This window comes from Globicatella sp. PHS-GS-PNBC-21-1553 (genome assembly GCF_033564055.1).
Classification (GTDB): domain Bacteria; phylum Bacillota; class Bacilli; order Lactobacillales; family Aerococcaceae; genus Globicatella; species Globicatella sulfidifaciens.
This window is the reverse complement of record NZ_CP085470.1, coordinates 35,233-57,041: the sequence shown is the minus strand read 5'-3', so window position 1 is coordinate 57,041 and position 21,809 is coordinate 35,233. Positions and strand designations below refer to the sequence as shown.

Annotated in this window: 21 protein-coding genes; 14 read left to right on the top strand and 7 right to left on the bottom strand. The window is 35.1% G+C overall.

Translation table 11 applies throughout. The annotated features are described in order from the left end of the window. Positions 1–2 precede the first annotated feature (2 nt). Entirely contained in the window at positions 3–788 is a 786-nt protein-coding gene (locus tag LB888_RS00285; RefSeq protein WP_412928337.1) for an acetyl-CoA carboxylase carboxyltransferase subunit beta, read from the top strand. Next, entirely contained in the window at positions 785–1,567 is a 783-nt protein-coding gene (gene accA, locus LB888_RS00280) for an acetyl-CoA carboxylase carboxyltransferase subunit alpha (protein ID WP_078755810.1), read from the top strand. The genes LB888_RS00285 and accA overlap by 4 nt, the downstream gene beginning before the upstream one ends. Positions 1,568–2,048: 481 nt before the next feature. On the opposite strand, the gene LB888_RS00275 is transcribed toward accA, so the two are convergent. Further along, a complete protein-coding gene (locus LB888_RS00275; RefSeq protein ID WP_318753136.1) occupies positions 2,049–2,762 on the bottom strand; it encodes an SDR family NAD(P)-dependent oxidoreductase in 714 nt (237 codons plus the stop codon). A 343-nt stretch (positions 2,763–3,105) separates the two neighbouring features. Continuing rightward, positions 3,106–3,423, bottom strand: coding sequence for a heavy metal-binding domain-containing protein (locus tag LB888_RS00270; protein WP_078755811.1), 318 nt, complete (start codon positions 3,421–3,423; stop codon positions 3,106–3,108). Positions 3,424–3,529: 106 nt separating this feature from the next. On the opposite strand from LB888_RS00270, the gene LB888_RS00265 reads away from it, so the two are divergent. The 5 genes from LB888_RS00265 (at position 3,530) to pgsA (ending at position 8,876) form a co-directional block, all read left to right on the top strand. Continuing rightward, on the top strand, positions 3,530–3,910 hold the full coding sequence (locus LB888_RS00265) for a RidA family protein (protein ID WP_412928078.1): 381 nt from the start codon (positions 3,530–3,532) through the stop codon (positions 3,908–3,910). A 127-nt stretch (positions 3,911–4,037) separates the two neighbouring features. Further along, on the top strand, positions 4,038–5,198 hold the full coding sequence (locus tag LB888_RS00260; RefSeq protein ID WP_318753135.1) for an ABC transporter substrate-binding protein: 1,161 nt from the start codon (positions 4,038–4,040) through the stop codon (positions 5,196–5,198). A 543-nt stretch (positions 5,199–5,741) separates the two neighbouring features. Then, positions 5,742–6,737 carry an LLM class flavin-dependent oxidoreductase gene (locus tag LB888_RS00255; protein WP_078755814.1) on the top strand — a complete coding sequence of 332 codons (996 nt, stop codon included), beginning with the start codon at positions 5,742–5,744 and terminating at the stop codon, positions 6,735–6,737. A gap of 541 nt (positions 6,738–7,278) precedes the next feature. Then, the gene (locus LB888_RS00250; protein ID WP_318753134.1) at positions 7,279–8,313 is read left to right on the top strand and encodes a helix-turn-helix domain-containing protein; all 1,035 of its coding nucleotides are present in this window, start codon (positions 7,279–7,281) and stop codon (positions 8,311–8,313) included. Then, positions 8,313–8,876, top strand: coding sequence for a CDP-diacylglycerol--glycerol-3-phosphate 3-phosphatidyltransferase (gene pgsA / locus LB888_RS00245; RefSeq protein WP_276649618.1), 564 nt, complete (start codon positions 8,313–8,315; stop codon positions 8,874–8,876). Before LB888_RS00250 ends, pgsA begins: the two co-directional genes overlap by 1 nt. A 374-nt stretch (positions 8,877–9,250) precedes the next feature. Here pgsA and galU read toward each other — a convergent pair whose 3' ends face one another. From galU to LB888_RS00220, 5 genes are read right to left on the bottom strand one after another with little or no spacing between them, the layout of a single operon-like run. Further along, on the bottom strand, positions 9,251–10,129 hold the full coding sequence (gene galU / locus LB888_RS00240) for a UTP--glucose-1-phosphate uridylyltransferase GalU (protein ID WP_318753133.1): 879 nt from the start codon (positions 10,127–10,129) through the stop codon (positions 9,251–9,253). 10 nt (positions 10,130–10,139) lie between these two features. Further along, on the bottom strand, positions 10,140–11,261 hold the full coding sequence (locus tag LB888_RS00235) for a glycosyltransferase family 4 protein (protein ID WP_318753132.1): 1,122 nt from the start codon (positions 11,259–11,261) through the stop codon (positions 10,140–10,142). A gap of 2 nt (positions 11,262–11,263) precedes the next feature. Beyond that, complete coding sequence (locus LB888_RS00230) at positions 11,264–11,530, bottom strand: hypothetical protein (RefSeq protein ID WP_318753131.1); 267 nt, start codon at positions 11,528–11,530, stop codon at positions 11,264–11,266. A gap of 26 nt (positions 11,531–11,556) precedes the next feature. Continuing rightward, on the bottom strand, positions 11,557–12,798 hold the full coding sequence (locus tag LB888_RS00225) for an aminopeptidase (RefSeq protein WP_318753130.1): 1,242 nt from the start codon (positions 12,796–12,798) through the stop codon (positions 11,557–11,559). Between the two features lie 14 nt (positions 12,799–12,812). Then, positions 12,813–13,262, bottom strand: coding sequence for a flavodoxin (locus LB888_RS00220; protein WP_066125817.1), 450 nt, complete (start codon positions 13,260–13,262; stop codon positions 12,813–12,815). Positions 13,263–13,474: 212 nt separating this feature from the next. Here LB888_RS00220 and galE point away from each other — a divergent pair, with 212 nt between their 5' ends. The 7 genes from galE (at position 13,475) to LB888_RS00185 (ending at position 21,677) form a co-directional block, all read left to right on the top strand. Continuing rightward, positions 13,475–14,494, top strand: a complete 1,020-nt coding sequence (gene galE, locus LB888_RS00215; protein ID WP_318753129.1) for a UDP-glucose 4-epimerase GalE — start codon at positions 13,475–13,477, stop codon at positions 14,492–14,494. A 9-nt stretch (positions 14,495–14,503) separates the two neighbouring features. Further along, positions 14,504–15,400, top strand: coding sequence for a hypothetical protein (locus LB888_RS00210; RefSeq protein WP_318753128.1), 897 nt, complete (start codon positions 14,504–14,506; stop codon positions 15,398–15,400). Positions 15,401–15,425: 25 nt separating this feature from the next. Next, a complete protein-coding gene (locus LB888_RS00205) occupies positions 15,426–16,802 on the top strand; it encodes an LCP family protein (protein ID WP_318753127.1) in 1,377 nt (458 codons plus the stop codon). 333 nt (positions 16,803–17,135) lie between these two features. Continuing rightward, positions 17,136–18,287, top strand: a complete 1,152-nt coding sequence (dinB, locus tag LB888_RS00200; protein WP_318753126.1) for a DNA polymerase IV — start codon at positions 17,136–17,138, stop codon at positions 18,285–18,287. After that, complete coding sequence (locus LB888_RS00195) at positions 18,266–19,075, top strand: ZIP family metal transporter (protein WP_318753125.1); 810 nt, start codon at positions 18,266–18,268, stop codon at positions 19,073–19,075. Before dinB ends, LB888_RS00195 begins: the two co-directional genes overlap by 22 nt. A gap of 293 nt (positions 19,076–19,368) precedes the next feature. Next, positions 19,369–20,688, top strand: a complete 1,320-nt coding sequence (locus LB888_RS00190) for a DRTGG domain-containing protein (RefSeq protein WP_318753124.1) — start codon at positions 19,369–19,371, stop codon at positions 20,686–20,688. 5 nt (positions 20,689–20,693) lie between these two features. Continuing rightward, positions 20,694–21,677 carry a bifunctional oligoribonuclease/PAP phosphatase NrnA gene (locus LB888_RS00185; protein WP_318753123.1) on the top strand — a complete coding sequence of 328 codons (984 nt, stop codon included), beginning with the start codon at positions 20,694–20,696 and terminating at the stop codon, positions 21,675–21,677. The last annotated feature ends 132 nt before the right edge of the window (positions 21,678–21,809 follow it).

Here is a 21,809-nt window from a genome sequence, read left to right as displayed (position 1 = left end):
AGATTCCAGATAATTTTTTAACAACTTGTCCACACTGTAAGCGTAATTTATTACCGTCACAAGTAACGGCGGATTATACTTGCGAAAGATGTCAGGGGAATCTACAGTTTCCTGCTAATGCAAGAATTAATTGGTTACTCGATGAAGGTAGTTTTGAAGAAGTAGCGAGTGACATTAGTAATCAAAACCCTATTGGTTTTCCAGATTATGAGCAAAAGCTAGCCAACTATCAACAAATAACTAACTTAAAAGAAGCAGTGGTAGTAGGTACTGGGTTAATGGATGGTATGAAAGTAGCGCTTGGTGTTATGGATAATCGCTTTATGATGGCGAGTATGGGGACGGCAGTAGGGGAGAAGATTACCCAACTTTTCGAAAGAGCAACACAAAATCAACTGCCAGTCATTTTATTCATTGCTTCTGGTGGTGCCCGTATGCAAGAAGGCATTATGTCATTGATGCAAATGGCTAAAATTAGTCAAGCAGTAAATCGACATCATCAAGCTGGTTTATTTTATCTTGCTATTTTAACGCATCCGACAACGGGTGGGGTAACGGCGAGTTTTGCAATGCAAGCAGATGTTATTTTAGCTGAAGAAAAGGCTACAATTGGTTTTGCTGGAAAACGCGTCATCGAACAGACCATTAAAGCAAAATTACCGAAAGAGTTTCAAACAGCAGAGACTGTTTTAGAAAATGGTTTTATTGATAGTATTGTGAAACGAACTGAACAGAAAAATAGGATCAAATTTTTATTGAAAACCAATCAAAGGGTGATGCCATTATGAAAGCATATCAAAAAGTTCAAGCCGCTCGTGAACTATCCAGAATTTCTAGTTTAGAGATTATTGATAAATTGTGTAGTGAATTTATGGAGTTTCATGGTGATCGCTTAATGCACGATGATCGAGCAATCGTTACAGGAGTTGGTTTAATGGATGAACAAGCGATTACGATTATCGGTATTCAAAAAGGACATAATATGAAAACGAATATTATGCGTAATTTTGGTTCAGTGGGTCCAGCTGGTTATCGTAAAGCTCAGCGTATGATGCGTCAAGCAGAAAAATTTGGTCGACCCGTTTTAACTTTAATTAATACCGCTGGCGCACATTGTGCACCGGAATCTGAAGAAAATGGCATTGGTGAAGCGATAGCGAGCACCTTATTGACCATGAGTCAATTAACGGTTCCCAGCCTAGCGATTATTTTAGGTGAAGGTGGTAGTGGAGGGGCCATTGCCTTGGCGCTTGCTGATGAAGTTTGGATGTTAGAAAATAGTGTCTATTCGATTCTTTCCCCAGAAGGTTTTGCTTCGATATTATGGAAAAATTCCAAATTGGCCTCTAAAGCAGCAGATTATATGAAATTGACTGCTGATGATTTATTCGAGTTAAACGTAATCGATAAAATTATTGAAGAAGTAGACGAATTGGGTCAGCCTATTGACCAAAAACACTTAACCAATCACTTAATCAACGAAATTAAAGCGAAAATAAATGCATTGTTATCAATGAAACCTGAGAACCGTCTAGAAAAGAAATATCAGCGTTTTAGACAGTATTAAAAAAACAGTTAGCTAGATTACAATAAGTAAAACATTAATCCGTAACAGATTGAGTTAATACTTAGTGTTAAGACTAGTTAACTGTTTTTGATTTGGTTGGGATTATAGAAAAAATGAAAATCGAATAGTCAGGTTTTATAGACGTTAATACAACACATAATTTAAATTATCGGCCAGTCCCTCTTAAGTTTGCCAAGAGGACGATCGCTATTTAAGAATCAGTCATCCTCTATTAACAAGCGTTTTGAACCTGAAAAAGTTAGCAAAGACAATTTTCACCCTTGTTTAAAAAGAATCTCTAATGCAAAAGTGGGAGTACACTTGTACAAGAAAATTAGATATTTTTTCTGTCTAATACACCTCAGTTGCTTCGGTATCAAACTAGTCTCCGTGATGCACTATGATGTCCCTCAACCATTCACTTATAATTAACGCACAGTATCTTAACTGAAATTATCTATTTTTTACGTGTCTTATATGATTAATCTTCAGAATAATAACTCCATCCTTGATCATTATGATAAATCATCAGTTTACTCATTCCCCCATCAACTGTAATTGTTTGCCCATTAATAAAACTGGCTTTATTACTAGCAAGGAATAAAATCAGTTCGGCAATATCCTCTGGAACGCCGACTTTTTTACTTGGATGTTGACTGACATCTGAACCACTAAATGAATGGTGGTAGGTATCAATCCATCCGGGAGCAATAGCATTGACTCTAATTTGTTCTTTACTTAAACTAATAGCTAAATTATGAGTAAGGGCTGTAATAGCGCCTTTAGCAGCAGCATAACTTTCAGTCTCTGCTTGACTTTGAAAAGCCCTTGTGGATGACAGATTTATAATGGAGCTACCTGGAGTGAAATGATTTAAGAGCAACTGTGTTAAGTAAAAAGGTGCTACGACTCCCACTTGCAAAGCGTCATTGAATTCGGATAAAGAACCATTGTGAATTCCTACCGATAAAGGCAATGCATTGTTGACCAATACATCAATTTTCGATTCATTCTTTAAGATAGATTCAACAAATTTTTGAAGAACAGCCGGTTGACCGATATCTCCTTGATAAAAAGAACCAGGATTAAGATCAATGCCATAGACACGTGCACCAGCTGCTTCAAAGGCCTTCCGTGTGGCTAAACCGATACCATGTCCATCGCCTGTAACAACAACAACTTTATTTTTATACATCTGAACCCCCACTTCCATAAAATTTATACTTCCAATATAGCAGATTAGTCCAAATTTAACACTAATATTGACATAATCGAAATCTAATAAATCCGTGTGTTTTGGTAACGTAAGTAGTTAAATTAAGAGTACGGAACTTTGTTAATTGGATTGAAGAGATACGCGTAGTCCTCAAGAATCATAAATTTACAACAATAGTTGAGTGCCATAACGAAAAAAGGATACAAAATATATGTTTAATAAAATTTTTTCTAGAAATCATTTTGAAAAAATAATGGCATAATAAAAAAGTCAAAAGATGAAAAAATTCGTCTGTTGACTCTTTAATGATTTTATTAGATGATTAAACTTTTACAGCAGTTCCGCTACCAATGACCATCATCATGCCATTATCTGCCCCTAAAACTTCATAGTCTAATTTCATACCTACAATAGCATTTGCGCCTAAATTCTTAGCTCGACGTTCTAATTCTTCCATTGCTTCTCGTTGAGCTTCTCGAAGTTCTTCTTCATAGCCTGCAGAACGTCCACCAAAAATATTTCGTAAGCCAGCTCCGAAATCTTTCATAAAATTAATCCCTACAACAACTTCACTAAAAACCACGCCAATATATTCTTGTACAGGTTGTCCTTCAATTGTAGGTGTAGTTGTAATAATCATTTAAAACCCTCCTATTATATGATACTATTATTTTAAAATAAAATTTCAAAAAAAGCATGCAACTTAAGTTGTAAAATTTTATTTTAATCATTTTTAGGAGGAAATTATGAAAAAATTATCAACTCAAAAAGCTCCTGCAGCAGTAGGACCTTACTCACAAGGCATTCAAACAGGCAATTTATTCTTTTTATCTGGGCAATTAGGCTTAAATCCTGAAACCGGGAAAATGGTTGAAGGTGGTATTGAGAAGCAGACACATCAAGTTTTCAAAAATATTCAAGCGGTATTAGAATCAGAAGGATTAACTTTAAATAATGTGGTGAAAGTCTTGGTTTTATTAGCTGATATTAACGATTTTTCTGCTGTCAATGCTATTTATGGGGAATATTTTAATGAACCTTATCCAGCTAGAAGTGCTTTCCAAGTCGCTGCTTTGCCATTAGGTGGACAAATTGAAATTGAAGTAATTGCGGAACGCGGTGAATAATTTTCAGAACATTAAACATTTTTCATGAAAATTAAAATAAAATGAGAAAACGATTGACAAACAATTAGATTTTATGTAGAATAGTCTTAATAAATTATTATTAACTTTCTCTAGGGGGACTTCTACTATGAAATTTAAAAAAGCAACTTCTTTATTTTTAGCAACTGTGGCTCTATCTAGTGCATTAGTCACGTCGGTCTCCGCCCAAGAACAGATTGTTATCGGTGGAAACTTTGAAATGAGTGGTGGGGCGGCAGCTTATGGTTCGGTGATGGCCAAAGCATTAGAATTAGCGGTAGAATTACGTAATGCCGAAGGCGATGTTTTGGATGGCTATCAATTATCAACGACAATTCTTGATAATAAATCTGATTTAACTGAGTCTAGCTCTGTTGCTACCCGTTTGACTTCAGATGATAAATTAATCGGAATCATCGGGGCAGCAACGACAGGTGCTTCGCAAGCCGAAATTCCGGTGATTACTGAAGCAGGTGTTCCAGCTATTTTACCAGCGGCGACCGGAGATGGTATTACTTTAGCTAATGATGGTAGTGTATTAGAGTATTTATTCCGGGTTTGTTTTGCTGATGCTTATCAAGGAACAGCGGGTGCATCTTACGCATTTAACGAATTAGGTGCTAAAAAAGTTGCTATTTTATCAGATCAAGCTACTGACTATTCTCAAGGTTTAGCTAAAGCCTTTAAAGAACAATTTGAAGCATTAGGTGGTGAAATTGTAGCCAACGAGTCTTATCAATCAGGTGATTCAGACTTTTCAGCTACTTTAACTACTTTATTAACTCAAGATTTTGACGTTTTATATATTCCAGGTTATTATACTGAAGTTGGTCTAATCATTAAACAAGCACGTGAATTTGGCTTAACACAACCAATCGTTGGTGGCGATGGTTTAGCAAGTGATACTTTAGTTGAATTAGCAGGACAAGCAAATGTTAATGATGTTTATTACACCGCGCATTTCTCTCCTAATTCTGAAGAAGAAGATGTGCAAAACTTCTTAAAGGCATACAAAGAAAAATTCGGTCAAGAAGCGGACTCATTTGCTGCTTTATCATTTGATGCGTCTAACTTATTGATTGATGCCATTGAACGTGCAGGTTCAGCAGATCGTGCGGCTGTAACCAAAGCGATTGCAGAAACTAAAGATTTTGATGGTGTTACAGGAACATTTTCTATTGATGACCAACATAATCCGGTTAAACCTGTAACAATGATCAAATTAACTGCAGGTGAAATCGAATCTGCTGAAGAATATTCAGCTGAATAATTATTAATAATTGCATAGTTAAATAAATAGCCAAGAAGTAGAAATAGGGATGAAGTCGTTTTGACTATCTATCACACTGATTCTTGTATAAGAGGTTAGGATAATTAGTTGAAAAATTTCTTTTTGTCTCTTACAGGTAATGTTGATCAGGTATCATTGTTTGGTGAAAAGCCACTTGATAACTCTCGACTTGGGTTGACCTTTAAAAGTAGATAAAAAATCTAAGCTTTGAAGGTCACTACAACTACTATTTTTATAAACAATACAAATGGGGTTTTGAAAGAAAATATCTTTCTAACCTCATTTTTGTTGATGCAGGATGAAGAAGGGGTACCGTATGAGGGGGCTGACGAAGCAATATCATTCGATTACCTACTTCTGGATCACATACATAAAATTGATGAAAATCTCTATGAAATCAGTTAGCAGTTGCTTTAAAATGACTAGTAAGTCAATTCAATGTTCTAGAATAGGGTTCCATGCTATACTATTTTTAGAGCAAGAGGATTATTCTATCTTCTTAAATATAAAGGGGGATTATCGATGAAACTAAATATATTAGAACAAGTTCCATTGTATAAAGGTAATACAGCTGAAGAGACTTTAAAAGAGTTAACTACTCTGGCGCAATTAGCTGATCAACTTGGATACAAACGTTTTTGGTTAGCAGAGCATCATAACACGCCAGCATTTTTGAGTAGTGCACCGGATATTTTGGCGGGGCATCTATTAGCGAACACCGAGAAAATCAGGGTAGGTACTGGTGGTGTCATGGCAATGCACTATGGATCCTTACAAATTGCTGAACGCTTTAATTTATTAGCGACACTGTATCCTGATCGTGTTGACATGGGATTAGGTAGAGCACCGGGCACTGATTTAGCGGCAGCACGTGCGCTTAATCAGACACATCTACTTTCACCAGCTCAGATTAATCAAATTATTGAAGAAACCTTACACTTCATTCGAGGCGATTTCGAAGAAACACATCCTTATAGACGTTTCAAAGTGACTCCACAACCAGAAATATTACCTGAAGCTTGGCTATTAGGCTCTAGTGGTCAAAGTGCAGCTTGGGCAGGAGAAAAAGAAATGAATTACGCTTATGCTCAATTCTTTACTGGTCATCAAGATGAAGACGTGATGGATCATTATCGTCAATTTTTCCCTACAGATAGCAAGTTAACACCTAATACACTATCAGCGTTGTCTATTGTAGCAGCTGAAACTAAAGAAGAAGCGGATTACTTGGCTTTAACGATGCAAGAATTTCGCTATCGTTTAGAAAATGGCTTTAGTGTCGTCTTTAGAAGTCCGGAAGAAATTATGGCTGATGGTGAAGAGTACGTTGAGAAAATTAGACAATATACTACAGGTAGAAACAATGCGATTATTGGGACGTATCAAGAGGTGGCGGATAAAATTAAACAATTTGCAGAAGAGTTTCATACTGATGAAATTATGCTCATCACCTATATTGCTGATTTTGAAATAAAACAAACGATTTATCGTGAAATGGCAAAGCGTTTAATAAAATAGGGAGTAGGCAAGAAGTAGAAAATTGAATGCTTTTCGCTTCGTCTTTTCACCCCCGCAAGTTGGGAGTAGGCCAGAAGTAGAAAATTGAATAATTTTCGCTTCGTCGGCCTACCCCCGCACAGTTGAGTAGGTATCAAACAAGTCATTAAGACGCAGGTTGATGCCACTCAACCACTGCGCTTTTAGTTATTGAGCAATAACTTGTTTGAATTTATCAAATTAATACCTAACCTCATTAAGACGCAGTTTGAGGCCACTCAACCCCTGCGCTATTTATTAACGAACAATAATTTGACTAAATTTATCAAGCTTATGCCCAGTCTTATTAATGTATTCATTATTAATTTGTAGCGAATTGATTTTCAGTCTACTTTCATAGATTTAATTTAAAAGGCGCTTGAATTAAAATACCACACCCAGTAGCAATTTATTTAAGCTAAACTAAATTGTTATTTTTTTGTGAAAAAAGTATAATAAACCTACACCAACGAAGACTTTATGTTATAATGGATGAGATAATGACGATAAAGAGGGGACTACTATGAGTACACTTGGAAGTAAACTTCGAGATGCCCGTATTGAAAAAGGGTATACATTAAATACATTACAACAAATGACCAAAATTCAAAAAAAATATTTAGTTGCGATTGAAGAAGGTCAATTTTCTGAATTACCAGGTAATTTTTATATACGAGCATTTGTTAAACAATATGCTGATGTTGTAGGATTAAATGGTGATGAATTATTAAAAGAATATAAAGATGAAATTGAAGTCTATCCTGATGAAGACGAAATGGTCGAGATTGAAAATATTGAAACAGAAGAAATAGGTAGTCGTGTTAAATCACGTCAAGAAAATCAGGAAAAAAGTAATCTTGAAATTTTATTAACCTATTTGCCATTAGCCTTTTTAATAGGGTTAATATTAATGATTATTTTTTCACTTTCGATGGCAATTTCACGTATGAATGATGATGGCAAATCAAATAAAAATGATAATGCGAATACTTCATCTATTGTCTCCACCGTTGAACCAGAAAGTCTAGTGACAACGACTAGTGACACTAATGAAGAGACAACACAAGCACCCCAAGATTTAGCTGAAAATCAAATCAAAGTTGGTGATAAGGTATTAACTTTAATTTCAAATGAGGGTGAAGAATCTGTATATGAAATTCAAGGGGATTTCAAAGATTATACCTTTGGTGTTAAAGGAAAAAGCTATGTATGGATTGGGATGTATGAAGACGAAAATATTGTGGTAGATACTTCAATCTCCGAAGGAGAAGAATTTGAATATACTGTTAATGAAGGTGTTACTTCATTTAGAATTCGTTTAGGATATCAAGAAGGTGGTACATTCACAGTTAATGGTCAAGAATTGGAATTGAATAATCCGTACTTTGGAAGTACAGTTGTTTTCCAATTAGCTGATGATGCCGCTTCACAAGAAGTAGTAGAAACGACTGCAATAGAGGAAGTTGTTGAAGAGTCACTGGCCGAAGAAACAATGAGCGAAACAGGTTACCAAGGACCAGCTGTATTACAAGGACAAGACGAAGGGAATAATAACTAATGAATATTGCGAATAAATTAACACTTTCACGAGTGGTGATGATTCCAATCTTTATTTTGTTGATGATATTTGAATTTGGCAGTCTTTCGTTTAATCAGCAAATTATTCCAGTATCACAATTTCTAGCGGGAATTATTTTTATTGTCGCGAGTGTTACGGATTATTTAGATGGATATCTTGCTCGTAAATTAAATTTGGTGACTTCATTTGGAGCATTTTTTGATCCAATGGCTGATAAACTCCTTGTTATTGCTGCTTTTATTTTATTAATTGATAAAGGTGTAGTTCCAAGTTGGGCCGTATTTATTATTATTGCCAGAGAGTTGATGGTTACAGGATTACGTGTTTTATTAGCAACACATGATGGTAAGGTTATGTCTGCCGCATTACCAGGGAAAATAAAAACTTTTACCCAAATGTTTGCCATCGTGTTTTTCCTTTTTAATAATTTTGGATTAACACTCGATATTGCTTCCATCTTCTTTTATATTTGTTTGTTTTTCACCGTTTATTCTGGGGTAGATTATTTTTGGAATGCACGTTTCTTATTTAAAGAACTTTAATTGATGAATGTGGGTAGAAATGAAGGAGTTAACTTTCATTTTAACACCCGCATTTTTTGATTCTTAATTGAAAATTTAAAATTGAAGTGATGTGTAACTTGGATCGAATTTTATAGGAAGTTGGTTAATCTCATTAATTTAATCAAAATTCTGACCAATGCATGATAAAGCTTTGAATTTAGTTGCGTAATCTCACCATGCAATAAAAGTGATAATGCTTTGAACTATGATACCAAATATCACACCGTACGATAAAAATGAGAAAGTTTTGAATTTAGTTGCGTAATCTCATCAATGCGATATAGAAAATAGCCAAGCTAAAAGCTCTGAAATCATGGTTATATGACTTCAGAGCTTATTCTTTGTTTATATGATCATTGTTTTAATTGTTCAACTAAGTTTTCAATATACTCTTTTAACTCAGAGGCGATTTCTGGATGTTTTAATCCATATTCAACACTCATTTGTAAAAAGCCTAACTTACTACCAACATCGTAACGATGACCATCAAAACGTTTGGCGAAAACACGTTGAGTTTTATTTAAGGTATCGATGGCATCGGTTAGCTGAATTTCGCCACCAGCCCCTGGAGTTTGGTTTTCTAAAATATTAAAAATTTCAGGTGTTAGAAGGTAGCGGCCAATGATTGCTAAATTACTTGGAGCATCTTCAGGTTTTGGCTTTTCAACAAAAGCATCGACATAATAAGTACTGTCATCGAATTTTCTAGATGGTGCGATAATACCATATTTAGAAGTTTCTTCTGGATCAACTTCCATTACCGCAATATTTGAGGCATAGGTTTCATCGTATACATCGATTAATTGTTTAGTTAATGGTACGTCACTTTGCATAATGTCATCACCTAACATGACAATAAATGGTTCATTTCCAACAAAGGCTTTGGCTTGTAACACTGCATCGCCTAAACCTTTAGGGTAAGGTTGACGTACAAAGAACAGATTAATACCAGTGGCTTGTTTAACTTTTTCTAGAAGTTCCATCTTGCCTTGTTTTAATAAGTGTTCCTCTAATTCAATATTAGAATCAAAATGATCTTCGATGGAACGTTTACTTTTACCAGTAATAATCAGTATATCTTCGATACCTGAGGCAATCGCTTCTTCAACAATAAATTGAATGGTTGGTTTATCCACAATCGGCAACATTTCTTTGGCCATAGCTTTGGTAGCAGGTAAGAAACGAGTTCCAAGTCCAGCAGCAGGGATAACCGCTTTTCTTACTTTTTTCATATGTATCTAATCATCCTTTATTTTTGGTTGTATTTCGATAAATATTCAGATATTTCTGATTGACTTCATCCCAATTAAATTTGTTAGCATTATTCAGTGCGTTTTTGGATAGTGTTGCATAGTTTTGCTTAATAAAATCAATTGCTTTAGTAAAGCCTAATTCATCAGTTTTTGCAACACTGACACCAATATAGTGATTGTCAAAAAAGGAATCAAATCCTTCATTTTGAGTGTATATAACAGGCAATCCTTGACTCATTGCTTCTGGATAAACTAATCCAAATGTTTCTGGAGAAGAGAGTAGGGCAAAGACATCCATTGTTCGATAAAAGTCTTTTAGCTGCTCTTTACTCTTAGGACCGTGATAGGTGACACAATCAAACGCTTTTAATTGTTCAACTATTTTAGGATTCCAGGTGGGTCCGACAATGTTTAAATGAGCTTGTGCTATATTCTCGGAGTATGACTGGACCATTTTGGCTAATTGAACAAAACGTTTTTCATGAATTGTTTTACCAACAGAAACAATTTGAAGAGGGGAATGAATCGCCGGTTGCTTTTCGGTAAAGCGATTTTGTAACCAATAAGGGTCAATCCCATTGCTAATTACTTGTGTTTTTGCACGCAAAGTTTCTTTCATTCTTGAAGGAATATGATTAGCAAATACTTCATTATAATTATTACGTGAAATGAAGAAAACCTGACTGGCATTGGCTAATATTTTTAATCCCATTGGCTTTAACCATGGCATTTTGTCAAAAAATGTCCGAATATCAGCACTTCTTACTGCCACGACGTAAGGGGTCTTAGTTTCTTTCCATAATTGGTAGGCTAACCATCCATTTGAAAATAATGAATGAGCATGAATTAAATCATATTGTTCAGCTTGATAAGTATTTTTCAAATCTTTTAAAATATTATAATGTTTTAAATGAAAAAGATAGCGTTCAAGCTGATGATGGTTTCGTTGAATTGTTGTATAGTCTCCACTTGCCGCAATGCGTTCTTCAGGAAATTGATGGGAGATAGGAACGTAGACATCAATTTCTAATCCCGAATTTAATTGACGGTCATATAAATGTTTAAAAAGACCTGAGGTCGAAAAATAAGAATTAATATGTAAAACTTTCATTTTTATTCAGCTGCTTCCAATTCAGCCACCCGTGATTCTAACATCTCCACACGTTCGACTAATTCCATTGTTGCTTCATCATTGAAAGTTGTTTGTTCATCATTTAAACTTAAAATTTCAATCATCCAATAGCCAATAATTAGAAAACCAATGACGATAATCATCAATGAAATCATACCACCACGGTCTAATCGCTTGTCGATTTCGTCAATTTGCTTACTAAATGCTTGATCTAATTTAGCATTAGTATTTTTATTGTCTTGCATCATTCTTACCCCCGATTATGATTGGCGAATTAAAATGCCCATTCTCCATTACGGAAAATAGCAAAAGTTTCACCATCTTTTGTAATTCCATCTATATTCATTTCAGCGTTACCAACCATAAAGTCAACATGGACAGTTGAGCGGTTTAAACCGCTTGCTTTTAATTCTTCTTGCGACATTTTGGTACCATTTTGTACGGAAGTGGCATAAGCTTGTCCAATCGCTAAATGGTTTGAGGCATTTTCATCAAATAAGGTATTGAAAAAAGTAATATTTGATTGAGAAATCGGTGAGCTATGTGGTACTAATGCCACTTCACCTAAACTACGAGCACCTTCATTATTTTCAATTAATGTTTTTAGGGTCGCTTCCCCTTCAGCAGCACTTACTTCAATGATTTCGCCATCTTTAAATTTGAAAGTCATGTCACGAATGACGACTCCATTGTAACTTAAAGGTTTTGAACTTTTAATAATACCCTCTGCACGACGGAAATCTGGAGCAGTGAAAACTTCTTCTGTTGGCATATTGGCAATAAAGATTTCACCTTGTTGATTCGTACTGCCAGCACTTTCCCAAACATGATTCAATGGTAAACCAACCGTAAAGTCAACACCAGGAGCGGTATAATGTAAGCTGTCAAATTGTTTTTCGTTTAAGAAATCAGCTTTTTCATTTAAAGTTGCTTCATGTTTTTCCCAAGCTGCAACCGGATCTTCTTCATAAACACGTGTCGTTTTAAAAATTTGATCCCATAAAGCATCAACTTGTGCTTCTGTGTTTTCTAATTCAGGGAAGACTAATGCTGCCCACTCTTGACCAGCGGCGGCACATACGAGCCAACTCATTACATTAGCTTGTGAGGCAATACGTTGTTCAGAAAATGCTAATGAAGCTGCTTTACTTGCTGCTGCTAATTTTTCAGGGGCAATATCTTTTAATGCATTTGGATTTCCCGAACGTAGGGCAATTCTTTTGGCGCGGGTTTCAATATCGTACTTAGATTCAGCCACACGATATTCAGGAATATCTGTTAATGTTTCAACTGATTGATGTTGATAACCTAAAATACTAATGGCAGTATCAGTCCAATTAACTTTAACGTGTTTTGCACCTAATTGATAAGCATGTTGTGTCATTAATCTTACCAATGGCGCTTGTTCTATTTCAGCATTGATTAAAACATAATCATCTGTCGAAACATTTAATCCTTTTGTCATTAATAAATTTGCATATTTATCTAATAAAACATCAAAATTTTCTAATACCATTTTATACCTACTTTCTATGATTCAAAATGACTAGCAATGGCGTCTGCTAGGGCATTCAAGTTTTCAATATCTTCATCTTCAGCGTTTAAATTGACTTTTACACTTTCGCCACCTTTAGTTGCACCCGTTGCAACAAATTGATTTTCAAAGAAATCAACGGCAGCACAGAAATAATCATAAAAATCATCACCAGAACCAAAGACACCAAAGACTTTACCGGTTAAATCAAGTTCACCTAATTCTTCATGGAAATCAATCATTTCATCAGGTAAAACACCATCAACACCATAGGTATAGCTACCTATGATACAAATATCATAATCTAAAAAATCGTGTGCATCGGCTTGCATACAATCAACTATTTCAACATTAATATCATGTTCTTCAAGTCTTTCAGCAACGATATCAGCCATTTCTTCGGTATTACCGGTTAAACTGGCAAATACAATAAGGGCTTCAGCCAAACTAATTCCTCCTTACATTGCACCTTTTTTAAGGTTTTCGTTTCTATTATAACAAAGATTCCCTTCAATATATATATAAATTAAATATAGATTTGAATATTAAAGGTGAAACCACAATAAATAATTTTGATATTCCAATAAATTCGCTATCATTAACTTCTTATCTTGTGTTATAATGAACACTAAGAGTAAATAAGTATAGGAGTGGTATGATGTCAGTATTAGTTACTGGTGGAGCGGGTTATATTGGTAGCCATACAGTGGTTGAGTTATTAAATTTAGGAACCGATGTGGTTATTGTTGATAATTTTTATAATAGTAAGCCAGAAGTATTAGAGCGCATAAAAGAAATTACTGGCAAAGATGTTAAGTTTTATGAAGCGGATATTTTAGACAAAGAAGCAATGACTAAAATTTTTGCTGAAAATGATATTGAATCCGTGATTCATTTTGCCGGTTATAAAGCGGTGGGTGAATCTGTTTCTAAACCTTTAGAATATTATCATAATAATATTGAGGGAACGGTTGCCTTATTAGAAGTGATGCGTGCAGCAAATGTTAAAGATATCGTATTTTCATCTTCAGCAACCGTCTATGGTTCGGAAAATCCTTCTCCATTAGTTGAAAGTATGCCAGCTAATACGGCAAGTAATCCTTATGGTTATACTAAAGTTGTTAATGAACATTTACTAACTGATTTAACCATTGCTGATCCAGAGTGGTCGGTCACCTTATTACGTTATTTTAATCCTATTGGTGCTCATGAATCAGGACGTATTGGTGAAGACCCTCAGGGAATTCCTAATAATTTGATGCCATATATTACACAAGTTGCAATTGGTAAACGGGATCAATTAACCATTTTTGGCAATGACTATGACACTCCAGACGGTACTGGTGTGCGTGATTATATCCACGTAGTTGATTTAGCAAAAGGTCATATTAAAGCCTTAGAAAAGAACAAAGAACAAAAAGGTGTAAAAGTTTATAATCTTGGTACAGGAGTTGGCTATTCAGTGCTTGACTTAGTCAATGCCTTCCAAAACACTAATAATATTGAGATTAAATACGTAATCAGTGAACGTCGTCCAGGCGATGTCGCAACCTGTTATGCAGACGTTACGGCAGCCAATAATGAGTTGAATTGGAAGACTGAAAAGACTTTAGAGGATATGTGCCGTGATTCTTGGAATTGGCAATCAAATAATCCTCAAGGATATGACGAGAAGTAGTGTTCGCAAATGAAAAATAAACGTAGACAAACACCTCAACATATTAGTCCTAAATTTGAGCCAAATACCAAAAATAATCGTTCTAATGGCATGATTACGTTATTTATCAGTATGGCGCTATTTGTCACTTTATTTTTCTTTGGTTACCATTATTATATGGGGATTGAAAAAAGCTACTATCATTCGATTGAAGAGATAAATTGGATTGAAAAAGCGGATCGTTTGTCCAAAAATCAGCCTACGACTTTTTTAGTCGTAGGTCTGTCTTTTCCAGATGGTGGCAGAATTGAATCTCAACAAGCAACGAGTTGGAATCTCATTACTTTAAATCCTAAGACAGGACAAGGGTTATTAAGCCAGGTAAATGCTCATTTAGAAATTGATAATAAGCCTTTATATCAATGGAACCCACGTCATCAAACGGATTTATTATTAAATAAATTAGAAATAATATTGGACCAAAATATAGATCATTTAACGGTTATTTATTTGTCAGAAACAAAAAGTCTTATTGACTTGTTTCCTAATATTACGATTACACCTCAAGCAGACTATACTTATAATGATCTGCACCTACAAAAAAATCAAAACACTTTACTTTCCGGACGATTAGCTTTACAATATATGCTTAATCAAGGAGAAGAGACTATTTCAGAGCGAAATCAACGAGTGAATGAGGTCTTATTAGGTATTTGGAATGAAGTATACGGTTTGAATCAATTACCGCATTGGAAGACTTATTTCGATGAAGCCAGTCAAATTGTATATAGTTCGTTATCTTGGCAAGATTACTTGCGGTTAAATTTTGGTAGTTACCAAAAAGCTATAAAGAATTTAACCATCCTTGAAGTGGATAAAGATAATTTGGAGGAGCTAAGAACAAAAGTCAAAGAAATAATCAATTAGTCGTATTATTAAGGAAGTTAATCAAATGAATCATGAAACAATTAAAAATAAAAAGAAAAAGAGAAATTGGCTGAAAATCCTAATTGCAATCTTTGTGATTTTACTCGCCGTTGGTTTAGGGCTTTTCATTAAAGTGAACTTAGACATTAATGAATTAAAAAAATCAGTGGTGGTTGAAGATATTTCAGTTAATAAATTACGTGACAAAGAAGCCGAAGTAGATGAAGGGGAACCGTTGAATATTTTACTTTTGGGAACTGATGCGAATAATTTAGAACGAACCGAAGATCAAGGCTTTGTGAGTCGATCTGATACTATTATGATTGTCAGTTTAAATCCTCAGACACAAACAACAAAAATGTTAAGTATTCCACGAGATACTTTATCCTTTATTGAAGGCTATGATGAACCTGATAAGATTAACCATGCGTATGCCTACGGTGGCATTGAGACCGCTATTGATACAATTCAAGCCTTTTTAAATATACCAATTGACTATTATGCTGTATTGGATATGTCAGGATTAGAAGAATTGATAGATGCGATTGGTGGCATTGAAGTCACTAGTCCTTTAACTTTTACTTATCGAGGCACCCAATTTAAAAAAGGTGAAACAAGGGAAGTAAATGGAGTCAAAGCGATGAATTTTGCCCGGATGCGTTATGATGATCCTGAAGGCGAAGTTGGACGACAAAATCGCCAAAAAATGGTTGTAAAAGCGATTATGGATAAATTACTCAGTTTGAATGCTGTTACTTATTACCCACAAATTTTACAAGTGGTGGCCAAAAACGTTAAAACAAATTTTGATTTAACAACCATTTTATCGGTATATCCTAAGTATGTGTCAGCTCTCAATAATATTTCAGCTATTGAATTTGATGAAATGCAACCATTATATTTAGATGATATTTTTTACTTTAATATTCCAGTCTCAGCACGTTTGAAAGTTTCCAATGAATTACGAGCTCATACTCAACTTGAAGCGATACTAGCAAGTTCATTGGCTGACCCGATGGCTGATAATGAAAATGAGTTCATTAAGAGTGAATTGATTGTGAAAAATCAATATCCAAGTGGACTAACACAAGAGCAAATTGATGCTATCAATCAACAACAAGCTGAATTAGATAGAGTTCGAGATTTAGAGACTTCGTATAATGAAGGCGATATTTATCAACAACCAACCCAAGGATATGAAGCACCTTCTTATCAACCAAGTTATACTGAAGCGCCGTATTATCCACCACAAACCGACCAACCTAGTGATACTGAGCCTCCGGTCCATACAGAAACGGTAACAGAACCACCAGTTGAGACAGAGCCACCGGTTACTCAACCACCTGCGCAGAGTGAACCTGAGGTGACAGAACCTGTCGTACCCCAGCCACCAGCTGAATAGGTATGGATGGGGTAAGATGACCAGATTGAATAACTTAAATAAACAAAAATAAATAACGAGGTTTGGCGATAAAGATGTTTTCGCTAGACCTCGTTCATTTTGAATGGAAATTAAGATTGTGAAAGAATAGGTGGTGAACAGTTCTTCAATCCATTATTCATTAGCATTGTTACTATCGATAAACATGATTTTTAATAGAATGATGCCTAAATAGAAAAAATCAAACCAATTTACGTTGGATGAACTAAGGGCAATAGCGAGTATTTTTTTATTAAAAGAGTAAGTTTGATATACTAATAACTGAAATAAGCTGAAGTGAGGTGATGCTCAACAATGAAATATGGTTTATTAACTTTTGAAGAACCTAAACCCGATACGACGCGAAAAATTTTGCATGTCGATATGGATGCTTTTTATGCGAGTATTGAAGTGCGAGATAATCCTAGTTTGAAAAATCGACCTGTGGTCATCGCCAAGCATCCTAATTTAACCGGAGGTAGAGGGATAGTTGCTACTTGCAATTATATTGCCCGTCAATATGGCATTCATTCAGCAATGTCTGCTGTAGAAGCTTACAAACTATGTCCGAAAGCCATTTTTATTCAAGGGAATATGGAATATTATCGTGAGGTTTCGCAACAAATCCGCGCAATATTTTTAAAATATACCGATGTTATTGAACCTTTATCATTAGATGAGGCATATTTGGATGTGACCGTCAATAAAATTAATGAAGCCAGTGCGTTGAAAATTGCACATTTAATTCAAAAAGAGATATACGAAACCCTTTCGTTAACTTGTTCTATCGGTGTTTCTTATAATAAATTCATCGCAAAAATTGCATCTGATTATCATAAACCCCACGGTATCACTATTGTGACACCTCAAGAAGCCACTAAGTTCTTACAAGCACTCCCGATTGATAAGTTTTATGGAGTCGGTGTGAAATCCATTCCGCATTTTCATGAATTAGGAATATTTAATGGAAAAGATTTGTATCAACAAGATTTAGATACTTTAATTAAACATTTTGGTAAGATGGGCTATTCCTTATATTTTAAAGTTCGTGGAATTCATAATGCTGCAGTAAATCAACAGCGAGATCGCAAATCTATTGGTAGAGAAAGAACCTTTACTCAATTTTTGAATGATGAAGAAAAAATTATCGTTCAATTTGAAAAACTTACCCATAGTGTTATGAAAAAAGTTAGAGGTTTAGGCTTGCTTACAAACTCTGTTACAATTAAAATAAGATATGGAAACTTTGAAACGATAACGAGACAAATGCAAGCAGAGGATTATTTTGATTCTTATGAAGAGGCTATTTCCATTGTGAAAGAATTATGGCTAAAACATGGGAATTTAGATCAAGAAGTGCGTTTACTGGGCGTGTCTGTTTCAAATTTATTAAATCCAGAGACATCCGCAATCCAATTAACAATTCACGAAGGGAGTGTTGATGAATGGCTTGGTTCATCGAATTAAATCCAGTTTTACAAGCGTTTCTAGCTGGTATTTTTACATGGCTATGTACCTTATTTGGCTCAGCTGTGGTCTTTTTTGTTAAAGATGTAAATGATAAATTTTTAGCAGTAATGCAAGGGTTTGCTGCTGGTATTATGACTGCCGCTTCTTTTTGGTCTTTACTAGCACCGGCACTTGAATATGCTGAGAATAGTGTGTTACCTACCTGGGCACCAGTAACTATTGGCTTTTTAGCCGGAGGAATCTTTTTGCGATTATTAGATAAACTTGTTCCCCACCTACATATCAGTGGCGACCACGGTGACACGGATATCAAAAGTGTTAATATTTCTCGGACTGCCATGTTAGTTTTGGCCGTCACGATTCATAATATTCCAGAAGGGATGGCCTTAGGAGTTGCCTATGCTGCAGCTAGTATGCAAGTCAATGGTGCTACAATAGCGGCTGCCTTGGCATTAACGATAGGGATAGGCATTCAAAATATTCCCGAAGGGTCAGCCTTATCACTACCATTAAGAGCTGAGGGAAAATCAAAATGGCGTGCTTTCAATATGGGGCAATTATCTGCTTTAGTTGAACCATTTGGTGCTTTATTTGGTGCCGCAGCGGTGTTATTAGTTACGACTATTTTACCTTATGGTTTAGCCTTTGCTGCTGGGGCGATGATTTTCGTAGTAGTGGAAGAGTTAATCCCAGAATCACAAGCTTCAAAATATACAGATTTATCAACTTTATGTTTTTTAGGTGGATTTGTTATTATGATGATTTTAGACGTCAGTCTAGGCTAATTATTATGAATGGCCATGTTTGTGTGCAGTAGTACAATCTCTTTATTGTATTGCTATACATGCACAAACATGGTTTTTTTATTGGAACTTTTAAATTTGAGTATTATGACCATTATTGAAAGCCAAACAACGAAACTAATTATTATAATGATGTAAAGGATTTATTGATCAAAATTATTAGTAAAAAAGTATTAATAAGTAATCGGTTTGTACTAGCAACTGTATTATAAAACTGTTATAATGACATCAGATTACTATTAACATTTTTTATAGAAAAGAAGGGGCAATTTTGTATGGCGACGAAACACGAACAGATTTTGCAATATATTAAATCTCTACCAGTTGGCAATAAAATTTCGGTCCGTGGGATAGCCAAGAAATTAAATATGAGTGAAGGAACCGCCTATCGAGCGATTAAAGAAGCTGAAACAAGAGGGTTAGTCTCTACTATTGAGCGTGTAGGAACGATTCGAATAGAACAGAAAGTAAAATATTTAACTGATATGCTAACCTTTAAAGAAGTGGTCAATATTATCGATGGGGATATATTAGGTGGATCAGATGGCTTATCGCGTCATTTAAATAAATTTATTATTGGTGCGATGAAAGAAGATGCAATGGTCCGCTATTTTAGTGAGCAGTCTTTATTAATTGTGGGGAATCGTACGGAAGCTCAATTACTTGCGTTAGAACATGATGTAGCCGTTTTGATAACAGGAGGTTTTAAAGCGAACCCAAGCGTTATCCAATTAGCCAATGAACGTAACTTACCATTAATCTCCACTTCGTATGATACCTTTACAGTGGCAACTATGATCAATCGTTCAATTTCTGATCAATTAATTAAAAAAGAAATTTTAACGATTGAAGACATTTATACTCCGATTGAAAAAACAGTTGCTTTAACAGCACAAGATAACGTTCGAACTTTTCATAAAATGTCTGATAAAACAGGATTATCCAGATTTCCTGTAGTCTATAATAATCGTTTAATTGGTGTCGTGACGGCTAAAGATTTAATTGGTCGCGATGAGACGGTATTGATTGAACGCGTAATGACTAAAGAGACAGTAACCGTTAAATTACATATGAGTATTGCTAGCGTGTCTCATAAAATGATTTGGGAAGATATAGAAATGATTCCCGTTGTTGCTGATAATTTACAGTTATTAGGGGTGGTTTCACGTCAAGATGTGATGAAAGCTATTCATACGATTCAACAACAACCTCAAATCGTCCATACCTTTGAAGATGATTTAGCTGTTCATTTAGATGCAATCAATCATACTAATAAATTTGGTGATTATGATTTTCAAGCAATCGTGCAACCGCAAATGATTAATAATTTAGGTACTATTTCATATGGAGTGTTATGCGAATTAATTACCCAAACGGCACAAAAGAAAGTGGTAGAGTTAACGAATCTCAATAATATTATTGAAAAAATAGAAGTTCATTATTTTAATTTAATTCAAATTGGCAATGAAATCCATTTTAAAGTAGATGTGTTTCATCATAACCGACGAAGCGCTTTAGTTCAAGTAGATGTCTTTCACGAAAATACTTTAGCTGCTCGGGCGATCATTACGAGTCAAATTATTGAAAGGGGTTAGTGAGTTTGAGCTACCTAATAGAATCAGAAGTAGAAGCATTTTTTCAAAAAGTAAAGGCATATGATAAGATTATTATCCATCGTCATCAAAGACCCGATCCAGACGCGTTGGGATCACAATTGGGTTTAAAGTATTTAATTGAGAATGCTTTTCCTAATAAAAAAGTCTTGGCTGCCGGCACCAATTCTAAGGGCTTAAGTTGGTTAGGACAAATGGATAAAGTACCGGTAGAAGAATATCCAGACGCGTTAGTTATCATCACCGATACGGCTAATACCGAAAGAATTGATGGCGACCATTATCAAAAAGGTCAAGACTTAATAAAAATTGACCATCATCCAATTGTGGAAGAATACGGTAGTTTGCAAATTGTGAAGACAGAAGCTAGCTCGTGTAGTGAGATTATTGTCGCAATTAGTGAGCTTTTAGGTGAAAGACTTCCGCTTAATCTTCAAGCAGCTAAATTATTATATGCAGGTATTGTAGGTGATACGGGAAGATTTTTATATAATTCAACGACGGCATTAACATATAAATATACCGCCTTATTGTTAGAACAAGGCATTGACGCTTTTGCGATTAACGATTATTTTCAAGTAATGACGCCAGTAGAGGTTAAATTACAAGGTTTCGGCTACGAGAATTTACAAGTGAATGAAGCCGGTGTAGCAGTATTAAGAATTAACCGCGAAGATTTAGAGCGTTACGGTGCTAGTGAAGAGCAAACCAATGGTCTAGTTAATTTAGCTTCTAGAATTCAAGGTGTTTATTGTTGGGTGACATTTGTACAACAAGAAGGAGCAGACTTTTTCTATCGTTGTCGCATTCGTTCAAAAGGGCCAGTCATTAATGAGATTGCGGCCTTACATGCGGGGGGCGGTCATCCAATGGCGAGTGGTGCCAATGCCTATAGTGAAGAAGAATTGAATGAAATTGTAGAACAACTTTCACAAGCTTCGTTACTATATCAACAACAAATCAAACAATAACAATTTATTTAGAGAAGTCAGATTAGCAGCGGTCATCTATTAAAGATGACGCTTGTATGACTTCTCTTTTTTGTCATTAAATTTGATTCGAAGGTTGGATGTAAGTGCTTATATTTTGTTACCGTTAACCTA